This window comes from Paenibacillus sp. NRS-1760, from assembly GCF_050467785.1.
Classification (GTDB): Bacteria; Bacillota; Bacilli; order Paenibacillales; family Paenibacillaceae; genus Pristimantibacillus.
Genome location: NZ_JBITPK010000005.1, coordinates 115,425 through 139,279, shown reverse-complemented (window position 1 = coordinate 139,279; position 23,855 = coordinate 115,425). Strand labels below are relative to the sequence as shown.

Annotated in this window: 19 protein-coding genes; 16 read left to right on the top strand and 3 right to left on the bottom strand. The window is 46.3% G+C overall.

Annotation, left to right across the window (positions count from 1 at the left end):
- Positions 1-39 precede the first annotated feature (39 nt).
- The gene (locus ACIFSR_RS01235) at positions 40-4,542 is read left to right on the top strand and encodes a sugar-binding domain-containing protein (protein ID WP_430054255.1); all 4,503 of its coding nucleotides are present in this window, start codon (positions 40-42) and stop codon (positions 4,540-4,542) included.
- A 101-nt stretch (positions 4,543-4,643) separates the two neighbouring features.
- Here the strand turns inward: ACIFSR_RS01235 and ACIFSR_RS01230 are convergent, their stop codons facing one another.
- A complete protein-coding gene (locus tag ACIFSR_RS01230; RefSeq protein WP_430054253.1) occupies positions 4,644-5,417 on the bottom strand; it encodes a cupin domain-containing protein in 774 nt (257 codons plus the stop codon).
- A gap of 143 nt (positions 5,418-5,560) precedes the next feature.
- The gene (locus ACIFSR_RS01225) at positions 5,561-6,859 is read right to left on the bottom strand and encodes an alpha-glucosidase/alpha-galactosidase (protein ID WP_339203686.1); all 1,299 of its coding nucleotides are present in this window, start codon (positions 6,857-6,859) and stop codon (positions 5,561-5,563) included.
- Positions 6,860-7,007: 148 nt separating this feature from the next.
- Between ACIFSR_RS01225 and ACIFSR_RS01220 the strand changes: the two genes are divergently transcribed.
- From ACIFSR_RS01220 to ACIFSR_RS01190, 7 genes are all read left to right on the top strand, one after another.
- Positions 7,008-7,862, top strand: a complete 855-nt coding sequence (locus ACIFSR_RS01220) for an AraC family transcriptional regulator (RefSeq protein ID WP_339203685.1) — start codon at positions 7,008-7,010, stop codon at positions 7,860-7,862.
- Between the two features lie 124 nt (positions 7,863-7,986).
- The gene (locus tag ACIFSR_RS01215; RefSeq protein ID WP_430054249.1) at positions 7,987-8,544 is read left to right on the top strand and encodes a hypothetical protein; all 558 of its coding nucleotides are present in this window, start codon (positions 7,987-7,989) and stop codon (positions 8,542-8,544) included.
- A gap of 212 nt (positions 8,545-8,756) precedes the next feature.
- The gene (locus ACIFSR_RS01210) at positions 8,757-9,698 is read left to right on the top strand and encodes an aldo/keto reductase family protein (RefSeq protein WP_339203683.1); all 942 of its coding nucleotides are present in this window, start codon (positions 8,757-8,759) and stop codon (positions 9,696-9,698) included.
- 15 nt (positions 9,699-9,713) lie between these two features.
- Positions 9,714-10,562: an NAD-dependent epimerase/dehydratase family protein gene (locus ACIFSR_RS01205; RefSeq protein ID WP_430054247.1), complete on the top strand. Its 849-nt coding sequence runs from the start codon at positions 9,714-9,716 to the stop codon at positions 10,560-10,562.
- A 97-nt stretch (positions 10,563-10,659) separates the two neighbouring features.
- Positions 10,660-10,866: a hypothetical protein gene (locus ACIFSR_RS01200; protein WP_339203681.1), complete on the top strand. Its 207-nt coding sequence runs from the start codon at positions 10,660-10,662 to the stop codon at positions 10,864-10,866.
- 150 nt (positions 10,867-11,016) lie between these two features.
- Positions 11,017-12,105, top strand: coding sequence for a tetratricopeptide repeat-containing glycosyltransferase family 2 protein (locus ACIFSR_RS01195; protein WP_430054244.1), 1,089 nt, complete (start codon positions 11,017-11,019; stop codon positions 12,103-12,105).
- Between the two features lie 165 nt (positions 12,106-12,270).
- Entirely contained in the window at positions 12,271-12,792 is a 522-nt protein-coding gene (locus ACIFSR_RS01190; RefSeq protein ID WP_430054241.1) for an ABC transporter permease, read from the top strand.
- 45 nt (positions 12,793-12,837) lie between these two features.
- On the opposite strand, the gene ACIFSR_RS01185 is transcribed toward ACIFSR_RS01190, so the two are convergent.
- Positions 12,838-13,857: a LacI family DNA-binding transcriptional regulator gene (locus tag ACIFSR_RS01185; RefSeq protein ID WP_076266721.1), complete on the bottom strand. Its 1,020-nt coding sequence runs from the start codon at positions 13,855-13,857 to the stop codon at positions 12,838-12,840.
- Positions 13,858-13,983: 126 nt separating this feature from the next.
- On the opposite strand from ACIFSR_RS01185, the gene ACIFSR_RS01180 reads away from it, so the two are divergent.
- The 8 genes from ACIFSR_RS01180 (at position 13,984) to xylF (ending at position 23,849) form a co-directional block, all read left to right on the top strand.
- Positions 13,984-15,774 (top strand): L-fucose isomerase, encoded by a 1,791-nt coding sequence (locus ACIFSR_RS01180; RefSeq protein WP_430054238.1) that lies wholly within the window; start codon positions 13,984-13,986, stop codon positions 15,772-15,774.
- A gap of 15 nt (positions 15,775-15,789) precedes the next feature.
- Positions 15,790-16,449 carry a class II aldolase/adducin family protein gene (locus ACIFSR_RS01175; protein ID WP_339203676.1) on the top strand — a complete coding sequence of 220 codons (660 nt, stop codon included), beginning with the start codon at positions 15,790-15,792 and terminating at the stop codon, positions 16,447-16,449.
- Between the two features lie 50 nt (positions 16,450-16,499).
- A complete protein-coding gene (locus tag ACIFSR_RS01170) occupies positions 16,500-18,002 on the top strand; it encodes a rhamnulokinase (RefSeq protein ID WP_339203675.1) in 1,503 nt (500 codons plus the stop codon).
- Positions 18,003-18,041: 39 nt separating this feature from the next.
- Positions 18,042-18,467 carry an L-fucose mutarotase gene (gene fucU / locus ACIFSR_RS01165; protein WP_339203674.1) on the top strand — a complete coding sequence of 142 codons (426 nt, stop codon included), beginning with the start codon at positions 18,042-18,044 and terminating at the stop codon, positions 18,465-18,467.
- A 182-nt stretch (positions 18,468-18,649) separates the two neighbouring features.
- Positions 18,650-19,627: a substrate-binding domain-containing protein gene (locus ACIFSR_RS01160; protein WP_339203673.1), complete on the top strand. Its 978-nt coding sequence runs from the start codon at positions 18,650-18,652 to the stop codon at positions 19,625-19,627.
- Positions 19,624-21,090 (top strand): sensor histidine kinase, encoded by a 1,467-nt coding sequence (locus ACIFSR_RS01155; protein WP_430054234.1) that lies wholly within the window; start codon positions 19,624-19,626, stop codon positions 21,088-21,090. The genes ACIFSR_RS01160 and ACIFSR_RS01155 overlap by 4 nt, the downstream gene beginning before the upstream one ends.
- On the top strand, positions 21,068-22,615 hold the full coding sequence (locus ACIFSR_RS01150) for a response regulator (RefSeq protein WP_430054231.1): 1,548 nt from the start codon (positions 21,068-21,070) through the stop codon (positions 22,613-22,615). Before ACIFSR_RS01155 ends, ACIFSR_RS01150 begins: the two co-directional genes overlap by 23 nt.
- Positions 22,616-22,748: 133 nt before the next feature.
- The gene (xylF, locus tag ACIFSR_RS01145) at positions 22,749-23,849 is read left to right on the top strand and encodes a D-xylose ABC transporter substrate-binding protein (protein WP_339203670.1); all 1,101 of its coding nucleotides are present in this window, start codon (positions 22,749-22,751) and stop codon (positions 23,847-23,849) included.
- The last annotated feature ends 6 nt before the right edge of the window (positions 23,850-23,855 follow it).

The following is a 23,855-nucleotide window of genomic DNA, read 5'->3' as shown; positions in this document are numbered from 1 at the left end:
TTTGGGTATCGATACTATGAATCTTTGGAGGTTCCGTTCATGTTGAATATAAGAAAAACAATGAGTACGCTTGTGGCATTATCTATGATATTTAGTATAGTAGCTTCCGCAATCTCCTTTGCACCCCGGGCTGCGGCAGCAGATGCAGGGGGGATGGCAGCTTCGCAGCAGCATGGGCTGATGGCTGAATATTTCACTGCGGGAGGGCCGCCCAATTTTGCTTTTGGAACCTTTAAAGGAGCTGGCTACGATTCGAATTTGGATATTTCCAATTTAGAGCCGGCTATCAAAATGTTTACAGGACAAGAAGATCGCGTCGGCATCAGATGGACGGGTTTCATTCAGCCTAAGCTTTCTGAGGACTATACCTTTTACATTACAGGTGATAATGGCTTCCGACTTTGGGTTGATAATAAGCTTACGATCGACCACTGGATAGCGGACTGGGACAAAGAGCAAACTTCAAAGCCTGTCACTTTGGTTGCAGGTCAGAAATACAGCATTAAGCTGGAGTTGTTCGAAGACACGGGCGGCTCGAATGTTCACCTGCGCTGGTCTAGCAAGAGCTTAGCGAAGGAGGCAGTTCCAACAGAAGCGTTTTACTTGCCAGACGGTTTCGCGCTTGGAGGTATCGTGTCCGAGGATGGTTTGCAAGTTGAGCTGCCATTCCAACAATCTTTGAAGCCAATCACTGCTGAATTTGTTAAGCATCTGAAATTGCGTATCGTGACGGGCGATTTGCCTATTCTGTCGGCAGCTTTGAAGGATGGGGACGATAAAGTCGTCACCGTACTGCTGAAAGATCCAATGTACTCTAAGGATGTAGGCAATGTTAAAGTAATCTACGATGGCAAAGGCGGACTGGAAACGGTGGCGGGAGCTGCTGTAGCTAGCTTCGATAAACCTGTCTACAATGGTTCGAAATATCAGATCATGTCCCCTTGGGCGGAGGATGTAGACAAAGAAAACGTACTGCCTGAATACCCAAGACCACAATTAGCGCGTGAAAAATGGATGAATTTGAATGGGGAATGGGAGTTCCAAGCAGCCCAGAAAGGAGAAGCTGTTCCTGTAGGTCAAGTGCTGAAGGAGAAAATTCTTGTTCCGTTTGCAGCAGAAGCAAAGCTTTCGGGCATTAACCGCGTTGAGGATCTCATGTGGTATAAGCGCTCCTTTACCGTACCTGAGAGCTGGGATGGTGAGCGAGTGAAGCTGAATTTTGGCGCGGTTGATTACTTGGCAACGGTGTATGTCAATGGACAATCGGTAGGCAGCCATAAGGGAGGTTATACCTCATTTAGCTTTGATATTACGGATTATCTTGTGCCTGGGGAAAATGAGCTTATCGTCCATGTACTGGATGAGACGGATATGGGAGCAGACCAAGCGGTTGGCAAGCAAACGGTCAAAAAACTCGGCGGCATTTGGTATACCTCCGTATCGGGTATATGGCAAACGGTGTGGCTTGAGCCTGTAGCCGCTGCACATATCGATAAACTCGACATGGTAACAGATATTCAAAACGGCATCTTGAAGCTGAAGGCAGCTGCTATCGGCGTTGAAGGACAAACGATTGAAGCAGTTGTTTTGGAAAATGGAAAAGTGGTGGGAACCGCAACAGGAGCAGCTGGAGCTGAGATTGCAGTGGCAGTTCCAAATTCACGGCTTTGGTCCCCAGATGATCCTTATCTATATGATTTAAAGGTGTATCTGAAGGATGGAGCACAAACGGTAGACGAGGTTTCAAGCTATTTTGGCATGAGAGAGATTACGCTCGGCAAGGTAGACGGTATAACAAGGCCGCTAGTAAATGGGAAATTCGTCTTCCAGATGGGTCCGCTTGATCAAGGTTTTTGGCCGGACGGCATATACACGGCACCTACGGACGAAGCATTGAAATTTGATATCGAGGCGGTTAAACGCGTCGGCATGAATACGATTCGCAAGCATATTAAGGTGGAGCCTGCACGCTGGTATTATTGGGCAGATAAGCTAGGCGTACTCGTATGGCAGGATATGCCTAGCCTTGAGGATCGTCAAGGAAATAAAGGGTCAGATATTACACAAGCAACGAAGACGCAGTGGTTTAAAGAATACAAAGAGATGGTCGATCAATTGCGCAGCGTGACATCGATCATTGTGTGGACGGTGTTTAATGAAGGCTGGGGACAATTTGATCAAGGCGGGCAAATGACGAAGGATGCTACCAGCTATGTAAAAAGCCTTGATTCGACTAGGCTCGTTAACAGCACAAGCGGCTGGTGGGATGCGGGCGTCGGCGATTTGAATGATATTCATCGCTATCCTGATCCCGGCGCTCCGAATTACAGCGATACAAGGGCAGCTGTGCTTGGCGAATATGGCGGTTTAGGCTTGCATGTCCCAGGGCATGAATGGAGCCCACTCGTATTCTCCTATCAATTAATGAATAGCAAAGAACAGCTGACTTCTACTTATATCGCCTACATCAACAGGCTGAAGCAGCTGAAGGAATCAGGCCTGAGCGCAGCCATTTACACACAAATTACAGATGTGGAATATGAAATTAACGGCTTATTGTCTTACGATCGCAAGGTTGAAAAAATGGATTTTGATCGAATTGCGACCGCGCACCGTGAGCTCATCGGCACAGCAACCAAAGGGGATTTGCTCGCTGAAATTGCCAGAGCAGAAGGAATGCTGAATCTCGCGAAAATAGGCGCAGGAGCCGGCGAATATGAGAAATCGACTGCTGATTCCTTTAAGGCTGTCATTGATTTAGCTCGCGAGACAGCTCAAGATGAGGCTGCAATGCCTGCACAAATTCAAACAGTCCTTAAATCTCTCCAAAACGCGCGTGAGCAATTTTTTGTATCGGTAAACGATCCCATTCCGGCGGGTTCTTCCGTTGATCCGTTTAATGAGGCGACGCTAGACAGAGCTTGGTCTGTCTTTAAGGCAGACAACTCCAAATGGTCGCTGACACGCAAACCAGGCTTTTTAAGCTTGGACACTTCACCAGGCGACACATTCGGAAATTCAAATAACTTGCCGAACATATTTTTAAAGGATGCGCCAGCAGGCGACTTCGTCATTACAACAAAAGTGGAAGCTCCTGTACGCAAAAACTTCCAGCAAGCGGGACTGTTCATTTGGCAAAATGAGGACAATTACGTTAAGCTGAGCCATGTTTGGGATACGGAAGCTACAACTGGCAAAAGCCTCGAAACCGCATATGAGAAAAATGCGGTTTATGTTAAAGCGACAAACATGGTCAGCCATCCAGGTTACGATACGTCCTATTTGCAAATCAAGAAGGTAGGCAATGTCGTTTCTACTTTCTATTGGGATGGCAGCGCATGGAAACCTGCGGCAGACCCGATGACTGTTAATTTAAGCAATTTGAAAATCGGCTTCTATGGTTTATCTTCGGGTGATAAAACGTCAATCCAAGCGAATTTCGATTATTTCTCGGTTGGTCCTGCTCAATTGTCGGATAAAACAGCGCTTCAAGCGGCAGTTGTATCTGCTGAAGCCAAACTTAATTCCGCTGTTGCAGGTACAGAGCCCGGTCAATATCCGCAGTCTGCAAAAGATGCATTTGCTGCTTCAATCGCAACAGCTAAAGACGTATTGGCTCTTGCAACTGCAGATCAAGCGGCAGTAGATGCAGCGTTGGCGGCACTCGGCAAATCGGTTGCTGACTTCGCAGCTTCTGTAGTACCTCCTGCTGTGAAAGACGCGACAGCTACGATTGCCGGAGCGGCACTGGTGAAAGCGGGTCAATCCTTCGATGCAACGGTTGGATTGTCAGGCGTAACGGAGGAGAAATATTCAAAGCTGTATGCGCAAATTTTAACAGTTAGCTTCGATGCTGCGAAATTAACGCTGACTGGCGCAACCTCCTTGCAGCAGGATTTCAGCATCCTTGAGCAAAAGGTTATCGAGCCCGGCAAGGTGAGGATTGTAGCTGCAGGTCAAGGCAAAGGCATTGATGCCAATTCGGAATGGCTGAAGCTGAGCTTCTTGGCAGCTGTTACGGGGAGCACAGGCAATACAGCCATTCAAATTAGCGACTTTACAGTTGCTAATAGCTTGGGAGAAGAACTTGAAGCAAAATCAGCATCCCATACGCTGCAAATTAGTGCCGTTGTTGATGTGACGGGCTTAAATCAGGCAATAGCCGCAGCGGAAGCCATTTATGATGGAGCGGTAGTCGGCACACAGCCTGGTCAATATCCGGCAGCAGCAAAAGCAGCGTTCGGTGAAGCCATTGCCACAGCGAAAGCCGTTGCCGTTAACCCGAATGCAAGCGAAGCGCAAGTGAGCGCAGCTATTGCTCAGCTAAGTGCGGCAGTGACGACGTTCCAAGCTTCCAAATTGTCAGGCGATATTAATAACGACAATAAGGTATCGATTGGCGACCTCGGCATCGTAGCATCTGCATATGGCAAAACAAGCGCAGATCCGAATTGGTCGCAATATAAGAAATCCGATCTAAATGCGGATGGCAAAATTGATATTGTGGATATCGCGATGCTTGCAAGATGGATTCTGGGGTAACATTTCGTTAGATTCTGCTTACAATAAAGAAGAGGGTGACCCGAAGCAACGGACTGCTTGGGTTCCCTCTTTTTTTTGTCGGCTTTTGTGGGTTTAAGTTATTAATATGGATGCTGATAATACTGATGGCCATACATTTGATTGTAATAGCCTTGGTTAGGTTTAGCTTGGTTAGATTGAATAGCTTGATTAGGCTGATATGCTTTATTGGACGGCAACGTTTGGTTTGGCTGCAATACTTGATTGGATTGCAATACTTGATTCGATTGCACTGGAGCTTGCTGCTGCATTGGAGCTTGATTAGGCTTTTGCATATTTTTGCTTTGGCCTTGTACGGGATTATAGCTGCAATTGCTCGGAGGTCCCAAAATAACGGTGTCCTTTAAAGGTGCTAATGCATTTTCTAATTTTTCTTGATCTAAGCAGTAGGTATACGCAAGGATGTTGGTTGGAGTTAATCTTAAAATATCGGAGCCAAAAATAACTTCTGGGATTGGCGCATCAAAGATGGCTAGCAGATGAGTATTATCGACGGTCGCCATTTCATAGTGCCACCAGCCTTGCGGAATGTTGACGACTTGAGCAGGTTGTACCAAGTAATGAAGGAACTCGTTCGTAAAAGGGTTCATAAGCGCTATTTCTGCTGATCCTGATATGCAATATACGAGTTCAGAGGCATTCTGATGGTAATGAGGCTCAACGACATTGCTTTTGCTAAGGTAGATATCAAGAAGCGACGAATTGCCTAACGTATTCAATTGCTTCACTGAAAGCAAGTTGATGTAGTTGTATGGATCTTTTTTGAAAAAAGTACTATTGTTCAAATCATAAGCAAATTCCGTTTGTGGAGACGTATAGTCCATATAAGAAGTCATTTGTAAATCCTGCCCCTCTTTCATTAGCTGGTTAAATGTTTACTGGGATAGGATATGTGTTTGCCCATATGATGGTGAAGGTTACTGGAAAAAAACAAGGCAGACAAGTGCATGAATAACGATGCACTCGTCTGCCTATTCGTTTATTTATAGCTTGGGAGCCAGCTGCCATGAGCTTCGATGAGCTCATCACAAAGCGATACAATGTCATCCATAGACAATTCTGCTGAGGTATGCGGATCAAGCATTGCAGCGTGATAAATATGATCCCGCTTGCCAGTAATTGCCGCTTCGATCGTTAATAGCTGCGTGTTGATGTTCGTACGGTTTAATGCTGCAAGCTGTGGCGGAAGGTCGCCAACATAGGTTGGTGTAACGCCATTCGCATCAACGAGGCATGGCACTTCTACGCATGCTTCCTTCGGCAGATTCGTAATAAGTCCAGTATTCATCACGTTGCCGCCAATTTTGAACGGGTTGTTCGTTTCAATTGCTTCGAGAATGTAAGAAGCATATTCATGGCTGCGGCAGTGCTCCAGCTTGCTGTCATTAATAAGTGAATCGCGCATGGATTTCCAGCCTTCAATTTGACTAACACAGCGGCGAGGATACTCATCGAGAGGAATGTTGAAACGCTCGATCAGCTCTGGATAGTTCCGTTTGATGAAGTATGGATGGTATTCCGCATTGTGCTCGGAAGATTCGGTGATATAGTAGCCGAATTTCAGCATGAGCTCGTAACGAACCATATCATGATGTTTCTCCAATTGCTTCTCGGCTGCACGGCGTTTGATTTCCGGGTAAAGATCAACTCCGTCTTTGCTTGCTTCAAGCAGCCATGCCATATGGTTGATGCCTGCAATTTTGTACTTAACGCCCGTTGTGTCCATACCCAAATGATCAAATAAATGCGGTACACAAACTTGTACACTGTGGCATAAGCCAACCGTTTTCACGCCGCCATAGGTGTTCATGACATTCGTGAGCACGGCCATTGGGTTGGTGTAGTTAAGGAACAGGGCATCTGGACAAACCTCGTTAATATCGCGAGCGAAATCCAGCATCACAGGAATCGTGCGTAGATTACGGAAAATGCCGCCAATGCCTACGGTATCGGCAATCGTTTGGCGCAAGCCGTATTTTTTTGGAATCTCGAAATCGGTAATCGTACACGGATCATAGCCGCCAACTTGAATGGCGTTTACGATGTATTTGGCTCCGCGAAGCGCTTCTTTCCGGTCGGTATAGGCTTTAATCTGGCAAGTGCTTTCACTTGTTTTTTTAATATTAAGCAGCATTTGCTCGGAATCGAGAAGACGCTCCGCATCAATGTCAAATAAAGCGATTTCAAAACCTTGCAGTGCAGGTGTTTGCATGACATCTCCAAGAATGTTTTTGGCAAAAACACTGCTTCCTGCGCCGATAAAAGTAATTTTAGACATTAGACAATAGCCTCCTATTGGATGATTGCTGACTCCTTTAGTATAAGGAGAACAACTGCAAATGAATATGGAAGGAACGAAGCATTATATGGAGAAATGTTGCATCATTTAGTATGCTTAGAGAAGTCAGCTTATTGGAGGTGCATGGATGGAAACGCATCATCGTATAACCATGAGTATTAATACAGCTCCGCTGAAAGGCGAAATGTCGGTCTTGTTCAGCGGAATCGGCGAACCGGTCGCGGGCCATTTTATAGGACCGGCTGTTCATGATTATTATTTAATTCACATTGTACTGGATGGGGAAGGCACATTTGAAGCGCTGGGGAAGACGTACTCTTGCAGCGCGGGGGATGCCTTCATCATTTTTCCGGATATTTTGGTCAAATACGAGGCAAGCCTGCACAATCCTTGGAAATATACATGGGTAGCCTTCTCGGGAGATATCGTGGAAGCTTCTCTTCGTTCGATTGGGATCACGCCAGACCTTGCTGTTATACGTGGATTCTCGCTGCCGACGATTTATCGGATGTTTCGGAAAATACGCAAAGGTATGGAGAAAACGAATGCCCCAGCGCTTGGCAATATGGAAGCTTCGGGCTGGCTGAGATTAATATTTCATGAGCTTGGACGAATGAACCTTACGAGAATAACCGAAGAGATCGTACCAGAATCTCGTTCTTACCGCCAAATTGATCAGGCAATTCGCCTCATATCGCTCCAATATGGACAGCAGCTCTCTATTGAAGGAATCGCTCAAACACTCGGCTATCATCGCGCGCATTTAACGAGGCTGTTCAAGGATGCGACGGGGCTGCCGCCCATGCAATATTTACAAAAGGTACGAATGAAGAAAGCAGAGGAGCTGCTTGAAGGCGAGCTTACGATCGCCCAGATTGCCTCATCTGTTGGATTTAATGACCCGCTCTTTTTTACGAAGCAATTTCACAAATGGAGCGGACAATCGCCTACGGAATTTCGGAAGAACTTGAATAAGCAATAGAACGATAAACGAGCGGAAAATAGATAGATGGGCATTCGAATGCAGTGGATAATTTCTCCATAAATGCAACCTAAGTAATCATTAAAGAGTCTATGATGATGAGGATGAAGAGGAGGGATTTTTGGTGAGGTTCAAGATTTGGTTTGTTTTGCTAGCAGCGGTTTGCATTCTTAGTGCTTGCGAAAAGGAAGAGAATAATGGAACAACGAATAGCAGTGGGAAAGTGGTCTCTAGCGTGTCTGAGGAGATGCAATCTTCCAATCAAGAAAAACAGTTATCAGATGATATGAACGAAGTTATTTCAAATTATATTATTCAAAAATACGATTCCGTCTCCTCTCAAACGGAAAAACAGTTTGAGGTGCATGAGGTTTATGGCACAAGCGAATCATCGGGTATCATTACGGTGTATATGTATTCCTATTTTGGCGGATTTAATAAATTTTCGGGGCTAGAAATTCAAGCAGGGCATTCCTTGCCTGCGGTCATTCGCTTGAAGAAAAAAGCAGAGGGATATGTTGTAACCGAATATACTGAACCGAAAGACGGCAGTCTTTATCAATCTTCGTTGAAAAAAATGTTTCCCAAAAAGTATTTGGATATATTGCATAATAAAAGCGGCATTTTAGAGAATTTGCAAAAAGAAATGGACAATAAAGTGCAGCAATGGTTGGACGAATAGTACTGCGAATCACCCGTCCCAACGGGTTTATTTTAAGATAAAAATCAAGAAACTAGCAGTTACTTTAAGTATAGTATGTATATTTCATATAATATAGTGACCTTTTTTTCACTACTTACATAATGATACAAACTTCTCTAGAATAGAGATGCGAGCGTGCTTAAGGCAGCATTTCGATTGCTATTTTACAATTCATGAGGAGATGAGTAGAGATGCAATTTCGTCATTTAGGGAAAAGTGGATTGAAGGTTAGTGAAATCAGTCTAGGAAGCTGGTTGACATACGGCGGTTACGTAGAACGTGAAAATGCGGTGAAAGCGATTCAAACAGCCTACGGGCTTGGCATTAATTTTTTTGATACAGCGAATGTATATGAGAGAGGGGAAGCAGAGAAGCTGATGGGAGAAGCGCTTCGTGCTTTTCCACGGGAATCTTATGTGCTCGCAACGAAAGTGTTTGGACAGATGGGTGATGGTCCAAATGATCGGGGACTATCCCGCAAACATATTATGGAGCAGTGCAATGCCAGCCTGAAACGGCTTGGAGCAGATTATGTGGATCTATATTACTGCCACCGCCATGATCCAAGTACGCCAATGGAAGAGACGCTTCGTGCGCTTGATGATCTGGTACGCCAAGGCAAAGTGCTGTACGTTGGCGTTAGCGAATGGACAACCGCGCAAATGGTGGAAGCGCATGCAATTGCTGATCGTTACTTGCTCGACCGAATCGTAGTTAACCAACCGATTTATAATATGTTTAACCGTTATATCGAGAAGGAAGTCATTCCTTACGGAGAGCGCGGCGGTATTGGACAAGTCGTGTTCTCGCCGCTCGCTCAGGGACTACTGACGGGCAAATACAGTTCCGTGAATGATGTGCCTGCGGACAGCCGTGCAGCGAAGCTTGATGGCATGCGCAAAGGTGTGACGGAAGAGAAAATCAATAAAGTGCGCGAGCTGAGCGTGGTGGCAGCAGAGCTGGAATTAACGGTTGGTCAGCTGGCGCTTGCTTGGATTTTGCGCCAGCCGAATGTATCTAGTGCACTCGTTGGAGCTAGCAATCCTGCACAGGTGGAAGAGAACGTGAAGGCATCTGGTGTCGTGCTAAGCGCTGATATTACGGAGCGGATTGAACAAATATTAGGAGCATAAGAAGGAGTGAATGAAGTGCCGAAAGTAGTTGTTACAGGCGGCAGCGGCATGCTGGGGAAATGGGTAGTTAAGCATTTTGTTGAGCAGGGATACGTGGTTGTGAATGCGGATGTGAAACATCCAGCCGAACCGCTATGCCGTACCGTAATCGTTGATTTGAACCATTTGGGTGAAGTGTACGGCGTATTGGCTGGGGCGGATGCCGTTGTGCATTTGGCTGCCATTCCAGTTGCGTACTCGCATCCGAATGAGATTACCTTTCACAACAATGTGATGTCTACCTACAACATATTGGAAGCTGCAGCGGGTCTTGGCATCCGCAAGGCAGTTATTGCTTCGAGCGAATCCTCTTATGGCCTCGTATTTGCCAAAGAGAAGTTCGGGCCTAAGTATGTTCCCGTCGATGAAGAGCATCCGCAGCTTCCTGAGGACAGCTATGGCTTGTCCAAAATTGTAAATGAACAAACAGCGGATATGATAAACCGTAGAACAGGCATGCAGGTTGTTTCATTCCGCCTAGGCAATGTTATTGCACCAGAAGCGTATGAGCGATTCGAGTCATTTATCCATGATCCCGAGCAGCGCGAGCGCATTCTATGGAGCTACATTGATACGAGAGATGCGGCGGAAGCTTGTCAGCTCGCTATTGAAGCAGAGGGGCTCGGAAGCGTGGCGCTTAATCTTGCAGCGGATGATAGCAGCATGGCGCTGCCAAGCCGTGCGCTAATGGCAGCTCGTTTCCCTCAGGTCAATGATTTCCGCAAGCCGCTGGAGGGGAACGAAACATTGCTCTGCAATGAAAAGGCTAAACGTCTACTCAACTGGAAGCCAAAACATCAATGGCGCGATTACGTCAACGGGTAAAAGGAAAGTCGAGTCTGAGAAAAAAATTATACGTTGAACGTTATTTTAGGACTGTTTTGGGGTAAACATGCTTATAAGCGAAAGGAGCTGATGAAGCATGTTAGATAATGAAAACAAGCCGCAGGAGGTTCCTGAGACAAATCCAGGACAGGAGCCGGAAATTATCCCCCCGGATTCGCCGGTAATTAAGCCCGACCAGCCTATTCCGGAAATTGAGCCGCAGACGATCCCGGAAATTAAACCGGAGGTTGAACCTGAGATCAAGCCGGACATTCCGCCTGAGGTTCCACCAAAGCAATACTAGAGTTAACGTTCATATGCAATCAACAATTAAGGCCGGATTTCTCCGTAAAAGGAGGAGCTCCCGGCCTTTTTTTGTTTGTATATTTGTCCAAACACCACAAGTTATGGCTCCATATACTGCTTAGAGAATAGGTTATGGAGGTGTGAAGCAATGATTACGATTAGTTTATGCATGATTGTAAAAAACGAGGAGCAGGTACTGGAAAAATGCTTAAACTCCGTCAACGACCTAGTTGAAGAGATCATAATTGTAGATACGGGATCAACAGATAAGACAAAGGAAATTGCAGCTAACTACACAAGTCGAATCTTTCATATGGATTGGAATGACGATTTTTCGGCTGCGAGAAATTTTTCTTTCAGCCACGCTGCTCAAGATTATATTTTATGGCTCGATGCAGACGATTGGCTGCAAGAAAACGATAGAACGAAGCTCAGCTTGCTTAAACAAACGATAGATCCAACTGTGGACTCCGTCAGCATGGATTATTATGTTGGATTCGATCCTCTTGGACAGCCTACAGCTGTCATTCAAAGAAACCGGCTGGTGAAGCGTTCCAAGCAATTTCAGTGGCATGATCCCGTGCATGAATATTTGGCAGTTGAGGGAAATGTGATCTTCTCTGATATTGCTGTGAGTCACGGGCGCGTCCATACAAACTCGGAACGAAATTTGCGTATTTATGAAAGAATGCTTGCGAAAGGAGACGTTCTCTCCAATCGGCAATTGCTGCACTATGCAATGGAGTTAACCGCTAATAATTATTTTGAAAAGGCAATTGAGATTTATGAAGCTATTATTTCTGATCGCGCAAGCTACTTTGAAGATCAATTGCTAGCTTGTGATCGAATGGCTCATTGTCATCATGAGCTTGGCAATAAAGAGCAGGAGCTGCATTCTCTTATAAAAACATTCAACTATGATATCCCGCGTGCTGATTACGTATGCCGTATCGCTTATTATTTTCAGGAAAACTATGATTATGAGAAAGCGATTAACTGGTACCAATTGGCACTGAAGCTGGAAAAACCGGAAAAACGTCTGCTTGGCATTAATCACATGGCTTGGACATGGTTTCCCCATTTGCAGCTAGTGGCCTGTTACGGCAAGTTAGGGAAACTAGAGCATGCGTATAAACATAATGAGATTGCTCTTTCGTATGCCCCCACGGATACAAACCTATTAGACAACAAACAATTGCTAGAGAAACGACTAGGCAAAAGAAAGGCTGGAAGCTAGCAGGATCATAACTATGTTACTCTTTATTTTTAATAAAACAGCCTGATTCATCTTTGCTAGACAAGTACCGTCTCTATTAATCGATTCGATCCATATAATAATGTATTGCTAGAACAACTAGTTTTGTTACTAGCTAAATAAATAGGGTTAGAAGGAGGGAAAAGCATGACTGTTACAAGAGCAAGGAAGGTAAAACAAAGCAGTAAAAGGCTTATCTGCAAAGAGGTTGTCTGCAAGCGACCTGTCAGCAAGAAATTGATCTGTAAGCCAGTGAGAAGTCGCAAATCCGCGTTCAGAGCTGTTTCTGGAATCGATCAGAATCTTCTTGATGGTACAACTGCCAAAGTTCTTTATCAAGTGGAAGAGTTGGATCTCAACAATGAATACAACCCGGCTAACTCAACTTTTCGTCCAAAACAAAAAGGCGTTTACGCTCTTTTTGCAAGTGTCTTCTTTCAAACGGTTACGGTCACAACCTTTACGCTTGATTTGGAGATAAGAGTAAATGGCGTGCCAAGAATTTCAGATCAAGAAGATTTTACAAATACAAGCGGCATTATAGAGGCCAGTGGTCTTGTACAATTGCAGGCTCGTGATCGAGTACAGGTTTTTGCTACCGTTTTGAATAAGAATGTCCAAATCCAAAGCGGTTTAGCTACTCGTTTTGAAGGAGCAAGAATAAACTAAAAAAGTGCCTGGAGGTTTCCTCTAGGCACTTTTTTACAAGCTTAGCTAGAGTGAAGTGATTTCCTTCACGGATCGACGAATAATCAGCTCTGCCGGCAAAACGATTTTTTTCCATGGCAGCGCTGCTTCACGCTCTTGTATGCGGTCAACTAGCATTTGCATGCCCATGTAGCCGAACTGATAAGCCTGCTGAGCGGCTACGGTAAGGAATGGTTCTACTTCTGAATAAGGTCCAAGATCATCAAAGCAAACGATGGACATATTGTCAGGAACGCTCATTCCGCGTTCACGGAACAGTCGTAAAATTTCTACAGCAAGCACATTGTTGCCCGCAACGATAGCCGTTGGAGGAGGGGAGAGCTGATCGAACCACTGGCCCATTTCGGTCAAATCGTTTAAAGGACCAAAGCTGGTCTCAAATACATATTTCTCGTTGTAGTCCAGGTCATTGAGCTTCATGCCGTCTTGATAGCCTTGCAGTCTTAATCTCGCACTGGAGATGGAGGAAGAACCATTCACCATCGCTATTGTGCGATGCCCTTGTGAGGCTAGATGCTCAACAAGTCTTCTTGCACCGTCTCTGCTGTCACCAAGCACGATATCGCAGTCAATGCCCGGCACCTCACGGTCAAGCAGTACAAATGGCACATTATGCTTGCGCAGCGAATTTAAATGAGGAAGAGAGGGATCGCCAGCAGGAGCGACAAGAACGCCGTCAACGCGAGTCGTCAAGATGGTCGTCACATAATCGGCTTCTTTTTCCAGATTTTCGTCGCTGTTCCCAAACAGCAGACGATAACCCGAACGTTTGGCAGCATCTTCCGCTCCGCGTGCGAGCGTCGTATAGAAAGGGTTCATAATATCAGTTATGAGCAGGAATAGCAGCTTCGTTTGCTGGAGTACGAGGCTTCGCGCCGTTTGATTCGGAACATAACCCAGCTCCTCCATAACACGAGTTACCTTCGTTCTCGTTTTTTCGCTTATTTTACCAGTGTTATTGATAACTCTGGAGACGGTCATAGCGGAGACGCCTGCCTTAGCGGCTACATCATATATCGTTACCATTTCGTAATCCCCTTATGGATAAATCGTAGATTCTATCATACAAAAAAGTAGTCATTGACAGCAAGCCTTATTGTTGTTATTTTAATGTTATCGGTAACATTATTATAACATAATGGAGGTTTTAATATGACAGATACTAGCTTTCGTTTTCAATCAGGGTTTCCAAAGATAGGTATTCGACCAACGATTGACGGAAGAAGAAAAGGCGTTCGCGAATCGTTGGAAGAACAAACCATGAACATGGCAATCGCGACTGCTAAGCTTTTATCGGACAATTTGCGTTATCCAAACGGCGAACCGGTTGAATGTGTCATCGCTGACAGCTGTATTGGCGGAGTAGCTGAAGCAGCAGCCTGTGCGCAAAAATTTGCAACCTCTGGCGTAGGGGTATCGATAACGGTAACCCCTTGCTGGTGCTATGGCACGGAAACGATGGATATGGATGCAAGCATTCCGAAGGCGGTATGGGGCTTTAATGGGACAGAACGTCCAGGCGCGGTGTATCTGGCAGCTGTACTATCGGGTTACGCGCAAAAAGGGCTTCCAGCCTTTGGCATCTATGGTGAGCATGTTCAAGATTCTGGCGATACTTCCGTTCCGTTTGATGTGAAAGACAAACTGATTGGATTTGCGAAAGCAGGCCTGGCGGTTGCTTATATGCGCGGTAAATCGTATTTGTCGATGGGTTCTGTATCTATGGGTATCGCCGGTTCAATCGTAAATGACGCTTTCTTCCAAGAATATCTTGGCATGCGTACCGAGTACATCGATATGACTGAATTTGTACGCCGTATGGAAGAGAACATATATGATACAGCGGAGTTCGAGAAAGCGCTTACCTGGGTGAAGGAGAAATGTATCGAAGGAGCGGATAACAATGCTGCGGATATCCAGACGTCAAGAGAGCGTAAAGATGAGGACTGGGAAACGGTTGTGAAAATGACGCAAATCGCCCGTGATCTGATGATTGGCAACCCTGAGCTTGCCAAACTTGGCTTCGGCGAGGAAGCTGGCGGCCATAACGCGATCGTCGCTGGATTCCAAGGTCAGCGGCAGTGGACGGATCATTTTCCAAACGGTGATTTCATGGAATCCATACTTAATTCATCATTCGATTGGAACGGCATAAGGGCGCCTTATATGGTAGCTACGGAAAATGACAGCTTAAATGGCGTGGTAATGCTCTTCGGATATTTGCTTACGAATACCGCTCAAATTTTTGCCGATGTCCGCACGTATTGGAGCCCAGAATCTGTGGAGCGAGTCACGGGACACAAGCTGGCGGGTGCAGCTGAGAACGGTTTGCTCCATCTGATCAACTCCGGTTCAGCAACGCTTGACGGAACAGGAGAGCAGACGAAGGATGGCGAACCGGTCATGAAGCCGTTCTGGGAAATATCAGAGGAAGAAGCGCAAAAATGTTTGGATGCTACGTCATGGCGGCCAGCTTCGGTCGAATATTTCCGCGGAGGCGGTTACTCCTCTGATTTCTTAACGCGCGGCGGCATGCCGATGACAATGTCTCGCATTAATTTGGTGAAGGGCATTGGCCCCGTACTACAAATCGCAGAAGGTTATTCGGTAGAATTGCCGCAGGATGTCCATGACACACTCGACAAACGTACCGATTCGACGTGGCCGACAACATGGTTTGCACCAATCTTGACGGGTGAAGGGGCTTTCGGTTCCGTTTATGAGGTAATGGATAATTGGGGTGCAAATCACGGCTCTATCAGCTATGGACACATCGGAGCTGATTTAATTACGCTCGCTTCGATGCTGCGGATTCCGGTTAATATGCATAACGTTTCGAGAGAACGTGTATTCCGCCCAAGAGCATGGGGATTGTTCGGTACGGCGAATCCAGAGAACGCCGATTACCTAGCTTGTCAAAATTTCGGGCCTATCTACAAATAAATCGGAGGTTTTACAATGAGCAGCACGGACATTCGCAACGAGCTATGCAAATATGCTCGCAAAACAGTAACGAACAAGCTGGTTGTAGGACCAGGCGGCAATATTAGCGCGAAGTTTGAAGGCAAAATGTATCTTTCGCCAAGCGGATTTGCTCTTGATGAGGTTGAGCCGCATCAATGGGTCGAGGTAGATATTGAGACTGGGGAAATAACAGATATCGGTCTTCGTCCATCATCTGAGGTGCTGATGCATCTATATGCCTATCGTGCTAATCCGGATATTGGGGCAATCGTCCATACGCATCCGCCATATTGCATTGCATTCACGTTAGTTGAGCAGGAGCTTCCAATTATGTTTCCAGATCAAGCAGCGCTCGTTGGCAAGACGGTGTACGTTCCATATGTGCTTCCGACGACGGATAAGCTCGCTGATGCATACGTAGCGAAAGTAAATGAAGCAAGCTCAGTACTGCTTGGCAACCATGGCTTAGTAACGTCTGGTCGCAATTTACGCGAGGCTTACTATCGTACGGAGGTCGTTGAGGAAAGCACAAAAATTTATTTGATTGCCAAGGCGATTCGTGAGCCTAAGGTGCTGACGACAGAAGAGTTTGAAGAGATCGCATCGCTGGAGAGCGAAGCTTACCGCATCGAATTACTGCAAAAGATGAAGTGATTCGGTGCCCATTCGTGAAGCGCTAGCTTTAGTTAAAGGAGGCTTTAAGCATGACGAAGCTTGCGACTGTGCTCGCGTTTGATTTGGGCGCAAGCAGCGGCAGGGCGTTAATCGGCGAGCTGCTGCTTGATAAGGCAAGCGGTCAGCGCTTGCTGAAGGTGACGGAAATTCATCGTTTTCCGAATCAGCCGGTTTCTGTACACGGTCATTTGCACTGGGATATTTTGCGCCTGCTGCATGAGCTGAAGTTTGCCATTCGCAAAGCCTTTCAAGAAGGCTACGCTCCGCAAACGTTAGGCATTGATACATGGGGCGTAGACTTTGGGCTGCTCGATAATAATGGCGAGCTGCTTGGCAATCCATATCATTACCGTGATTCGCAAACAGATGGAATAGTAGAAGAGCTGCTCGAACGGTTTGGCAAAGACCGATTATATGAGCAGGGCGGCTTGCAGTTTATGCCCTTTAATACGATAAACCAGCTGTATGCGATGAAGAAGGCGGCATCGCCGAAGCTTGCGGCAGCTAGAACGCTGCTGCTTACGCCTGATTTGCTTGCTTATTTCTTAACAGGCGTGAAGGTGTGCGAGTTTACCATGGCGACGACTACGCAGCTATACAAGCCTAAGGAACAGCAATGGAATATAGAGTTAATGGATGAGCTGGGCATTCCAAATCGGTTGTTTCTTGATCCGATTCATCCGGGTACGAAGATTGGACAGTTAACGGCAGAGGTTTGCGCCGAGCTGGATGTCCCTCCGATTACAGCGGTTGCTGTTGGAACGCATGATACCGAATCAGCGGTTGCAGCTGTTCCTGCGGATGGTGAATCGGGCTTTGCATATCTAGTTTGCGGAACATGGTCGCTGCTTGGGACCGAGCTTGCAGGTCCAAACGTCTCAAGAGAAGCGCAAGATCTTGATTTCTCTAATGAAGGAGGCGCTCAGGGAACCTATCAGCTGCTCAAAAACATTATGGGACTTTGGATATTGCAAGAGTGCAAACGGGAATGGGAGGAGCAGGGGAACGATTGGACGTTTGCAGAAATCGTGACGCAAGCGGAAGCGGCTGAGCCTTTCCGCAGCTTTATCCATCCCGACGATCCGATGTTTTTTGCACCTTCCGGCATGATCGGGCGCATACAAGCTTATTGCGAACAAACGTCTCAGAAGGTTCCGCAGTCTATAGGTGAAATTACTCGCTGCATTTTGGAGAGCTTGGCATTAAGGTATCGGCAGGCGCTGGCTCAAATGGAAGAATTGACGAAGCAGCGTTTTGATGGCTTGCATATGGTTGGCGGTGGCATTCAGAATAGGCTGCTTTGCCGCCTAACGGCTAATGCGATTGCCCGTCCGGTTTGGACGGGACCAGTAGAAGCAAGTGCGATTGGCAATATGCTCATGCAGCTCGTCGCGCTAGGTGAATGCGGCAATCTTCAAGAAGCAAGGAAGCTTGTAGCTGCATCGTTTAAGGTAGAGGAATTTGCTCCTGAGCAGCAGAATGAGTGGAATTATGCGTTCGAAGCTTATGAGCGTGTTGCTAGAGTCAAATAACTCATATGATTATATCGATACCGGGAGGAGGAGGTTAGCATGCTGATTGGGATATCGAAACTGATTTCTCCAGAGCTGCTGAAGGTGCTCAGCGAAATGGGACATAGCGACGAAATCGTGATTGCCGACGGCAACTTTCCCGCGGCAAGTCATGCCAAGCGGCTCATTCGTGCGGATGGGCATGATGTACCAGCGCTGCTTGACGCTATTTTGCAGCTGTTCCCTTTAGATCAATATGTTGAGAAGCCAGCAGCACTTATGCAGGTGGTTCCGGGTGATACGGTTGAAACCCCAATTTGGGAGCAATACCGCTCGATTATCGAGCAGCGTACCGGTCTATCGGAGCCATTTGAGCAGGTCGAACGTTTTGGATTTTACGAGCGGGCGAAGCAGGCTTATGCGGTAATTGCTACAGGTGAGAGTGCGCTTTATGCCAATCTTATTTTGAAAAAGGGCGTTATTTAAAAATACCGACTAATTATGTTTCATATTATGGCTTCATATTTGGAGGCTGCCTTCACGGTTAAATACCGAGGGCAGCCTCTTTCTATCTCTACAACTAGACAGCAAGCCAGCCATCTACTATGATTTGTATATGAAACCGCTCTCATAAAAATATCCTATTTTGTCGGCAGGAGGAAAATAGGTTGCGCAAATCGATAATTGTTAGCTTGTTTGCAGTGTGCTTGGTCATCTTGTTTTTTACGCTGACCTCCATGGTTAAAGTGTTCTCCTCCGAATTGATTGAACCTGCATTAACGGCAGAGCAGCACAATAGCTACCGCCTTGTCCTCATAACGAGGGAGCTGGATACCCCTTTTTGGGCGAAGGTGGAACGGGGCGCTAAAGCTGCAGCAGAGCAAAATGGTGCAAGTCTTGAGGTGTGGGGGACATATGGCACAAATCGGGATGATTTTCTGAAAAATATTGAGGTTGCGATTGCTTCTAAAGTAGATGGAATCATCGTACAGGGGCTTGATACGGACGAATTTAAAAGTTTAACAAAGGTGAAGGCGGCAAGTAGAGGTATACCCGTCATAACGGTAGCGAACGATGTGCCGATGAACGAGAGTTTGCGCAGAACGTATGTAGGCTCGGATCATTTGGAAGCGGGGAGCATGATTGCGCGGCAGATGGTGTCGGATATGGGCTTTGTGGGCAAGGTGGTTTTGATGGTGTCAGATCGTCAGGAATACTTCCAAAGAACGCGCTTAACGGGCATATTGAATGTACTGAACGCCTACCCGAAGATTATAACCAAGATCGTAGCTGCAGGAGATTCCCGTGAGGATGTGGCGGCGGCAACAAATGAACTGCTTAATGAGGAGCCGGATGCGGATGCGTTCATCGCAGTTTCGGCGAATCATGCGGGTTCGATTATTCAGGAAATAAGCAAGCGAATGCGAGTGGACAACTTTTTTATCTATTCCTTCGATGATTCACCGGAGACGCTTACGTTGATGCAGCAAGGAAAGATAGATGCCTTAATTGCGCAATCCCCAGAGGCGATGGGCGAGGAAAGCATCGCACTCATGATCAAATGGCTGACAGGCGAGCAGGTTCCACTAAACCCTGACGGTTACTTCACAGATATTCGGGTCATGCGGGCGGAGGATGCCAAATGAACAGCATTCAGCGTAAAATATTGACGATGTCGTTAATCGTGCTGTTTATAATGGTTACGATTTGGATGGTGCTCACCTACTATAATCAGAAGACGCAGGAGCAATACAATGATATTTTGCAGCGTTATTTGCGCATGAATGAGGTGACTGATCGCAGCCATCAGACGATTACGGCATTAAATGATTATTTGCAGAAGCCAACAGCACTCAAGCAGCAGACGCTGAATCAAAGCAAGGAAAACATAATGATGGCGAAGCAGCAAACGATAAGCCTTCGAAATAAGGATAATGCTTTTACGCTGACGAGCTTTATCAATATGATTGATAGCTTGGTGGCGTCGGCGGATTTGTCAGTCATGTTTTTGGAGCAAGGCAATGGGGAGCAATCAGCTGAAAAATTTGAGGAAGCGACCCGCATCGACAAATACATAGCAGAGACCACAGTAACGCTCATCGACAAGGAAGTACGGACGTACGATGCTTTTTACCGCGGCATTATTGAACAAAGCGCGGAGCTGAAGCGGCTTGGCATATGGCTGCTTTCACTAATCACGATTATGCTGCTGCTGTTTACTTATTGGTTTTCGCTTAGCATTACAAGACCTATCCAGAAGTTGACGATAGCTGCAAAGGAATTATCGCGCGGCAGATTCGATAAGCCTATAGCAGTACACTCCAATGATGAAATTTCATTCCTCGCCAAAACCTTTGATCGCATGCGGATCAATATTAACAATCTCATCTCCGAGATTCAGCAGAAGGCACAGCTCGAAAGCGAGCTTCAGCAGAATAAGCTGCTCCTGAAGGAAAGCCAGCTTATTAGCCTTCAAAGCCAGATTAACCCTCACTTCTTATTCAACACCTTAGATATTTTATCCAAAAAAGCATACCTAGACGGCTCGGAGGAAACGAGCGATCTGATTGCCAACGTAGCGGGCTTGCTTCGTTATAATTTGCGCCGACTTGACAGGGCAGTCACGCTTGAAGAAGAGCTGTCTGTCATATTGAAATACATCGAAATTCAAAGTGCGCGTTTTACAGATCGGCTTAGATTTGTACTAGAGGTGGATGAGAGCTGCCTGCAGCTGCTGCTGCCCTGCTTAACGCTTCAGCCCATTATCGAAAATGCAGTCATCCATGCGGTTGAGCCGCTTGAGGATGGAGGCACGATTTCACTTCGCATCTATGAGAAGGATAATCTTGTTCTTATTGAAATTGAGGATGATGGCACAGGCATGACGGCGGAGAAGGCCAATCATATTTTGACAGAAGGTGGAAATGCGGATGGCGTAGGCCATTCAACGGGGATCGGCTTCAGCAACGTAGTGAAACGGCTGAGGTTGTTTGTCGGTGACGACGACGTTATAGAAATTAGAAGTGCGCCGCAAGAGGGAACGAAGGTAACGATAAAAATGCCAATCGTAGGGAGTGCAGCTGAGCATGTTGAAATTGTTAATCGTTGACGATGAGCAAGTAGAACGGGAAGGCTTGCAGGCTATTTTGCAAAAAGGTTTTCCTTCTTGTCAATTTATGCAAGCAAAAAATGGGGCTAGAGCCATCGAGACGGCAAGCGAGTGGCAGCCTGATCTTATATTGATGGATATCAAAATGCCCGGCGTTAACGGCATCGAAGCAATCGAGAAAATCTCGGTGTTTCTGCCTTCGGCCAAATTTATTATGGTCACCGCATACGACACGTTTGACTATGCAAGGCAGGCTATCAAGCTTGGGGTTAAGGATTATTTGCTAAAGCCAAGCAAGGCAAGTGAAATCACAACAACCATTGGCAAGGTCATAGAGGAGATTATGCGTGAAAAAAGCGAGCTCGCGCTCAGGCAATACGAGGAGGAAGCGCTGAGGAAAGTGATGCCTATTGTCGAATCAGATGTCGTGACACAGCTGCTCTTCGACCATGTGCATGATGTCCATATCGACGATATGCTGGGGCTGCTTGGCAGAGAGCGGACAAGCGAGGCATTTGTTATGCTCGTCATGCTGCCAATCCATTCAACGTCAGAAGTTCTGTATGGTGAGATTAAAGCGAAGGTGAGACAAGCTGGAAGCGGCTGGGTAGGTGCGATGTCTGCTCGGCAAATTCCAATCGTCATTTTTCGAGATGCCAGTAAAACCTATCGTGCTCAAGCAGCCTCGCTTGTCCAGCAGTTTTTACTGCTGCGGCAGCGCGAAGTTGGCGGAGATTTATTTGTTGGAATCGGAGATTCCTATAAGGGATTAGAAAACGTGAAGTTGTCATATCAAGAAGCTTTGCTTGCAACGGCTAATGCCTCGCTGCCTGCGAAACATCAATTTTATGGTGAAATCGAATCTCGTAGTCCCTTTGCGGGCGGGTATCAAGATAAACAAACGGAAAAACAATTTGTCGATCACATTCGATTAGGGAAATGGGATATTGTACGCAAGATGGTGATGGAGCTAATCGTCGTCCATGATCAGCATCATGCTTCCTTGGAGCAATCTGCCCAATGGGTGCTGGAGAGATTGTGGATTATAGCCCGTGTCGCAGAGGAGATGGGGATCGAAGTGGAGAAGCCGTTATTTTCGTTCCAAGTGACGCAGTATCAGCAGCTGCGTACAGAAACGGAAAGCTTGCTTACTAAGCTGATCGAAGGTATCGTCACTCATCAGAGCAGAGTACAGCCGGATGCGGCTTTGCAAATGAAGCAGTATATCATTGAGCATTCAGAGAAGGATATATCGCTGGAGCTGATGTCGCAGCGATTTGGCTTAAGCCCTTTTTATATGAGCAAAATGTTCAAGGATCAGGAAGGCATGAATTATATCGATTTTTTAACCGAATGCAGAATTGAGAAGGGCAAGAAGCTGATGGCTGATCCCGATCGAAGCTTAAAGGAAATTACTTATGAGATTGGCTATAACGATCCTAATTATTTCAGCAAGGTGTTCAAAAAGGTATGTGGAGTATCGCCGACCGATTACCGCAGAGCCATCCTTGGCAAAAGAGCCTAAGCAGGGCTGTTCGCCTTAAAAAAATGCAGACGATAGCAAAAGAGTACTGGAAGATGGCGGCTCTCTGCTTCCAGCGCGATGTTATATTAGAAATGTAAGCATTTACATTTTTTTATAAAAGGGAGCGAAGAAAATGGGGAAACGGTTTACAAGAGGCGGGGTTGTATCGCTTGTACTAGCTCTAGTCATCGTAATTTCGGCATGCTCTAGCGGCAATGGAAACAATGGGAACGCGGGGTCCAAGTCAACCGATAAAGAAGCAACAACAAAAACGAACAACGTAAAATCAGGCGACGACAAAATTGTAATCGGCCTTTCACTCGATACGCTGCAAGAGGAACGCTGGCAGCGCGACCGTGATTTGTTCATCGCAGCAGCCGAGGCGCTTGGCGCTAAGGTAGAGGTGCAAGCAGCAAACAGCGATGACGCGAAGCAAATTTCTCAGGCAGAAAACTTAATAAGCCAAGGTGTAGATGTGCTAGTCGTCGTCCCTCATAATGCAGAAGCAACGGCAGCGATTGTTGAAAAGGCTCATGCGGCCGGTATTAAAGTGCTTGCTTATGATCGTTTAATCAAAAACTCTGATTTGGATCTATACATCTCCTTCGATAATGAAAAGGTAGGCGAAATGCAGGCTGAGGCGATTATTAAATTGGCTCCAAAAGGGAAATTCGTATACATCGGCGGTGCCGAGACGGATAATAACGCCCATTTATTTAAAAAAGGCGCATTTAATATTTTGCAGCCGCTCATCGACAGCGGTGACATCCAAATCGTATTCGATCAATGGACGAAGGATTGGAACCCAGCTAACGCGCTGGCTAATATGGAGAATGCGTTAACTGCTAATGATAATAAAATCGATGCTGTAGTCGCAGCGAATGATGGTACAGCAGGCGGTGTTATTCAAGCGCTTGCAGCGCAAGGGCTGGATGGAAAAATTCCTGTTTCTGGCCAAGATGCCGAGCTTGCGGCAGCACAGCGTATCGTTGAAGGAACACAAACGATGACGGTATACAAACCAATTAAGGATTTGGCTGAGAAAGCGGCCGACCTTGCAGTGAAGATGGCCAAAGGCGAGGATGTAGGCGCTGATAAAACAGTTAACAATGGTAAAATCGATGTGCCGTCCGTGCTGCTTAATCCAGTAGCTGTAGACAAAACGAACATGGATGCTACCGTCATTGCAGACGGCTTCCATTCCAAGGACGATGTTTACAAAAACGTGAAGTAGCTGCTT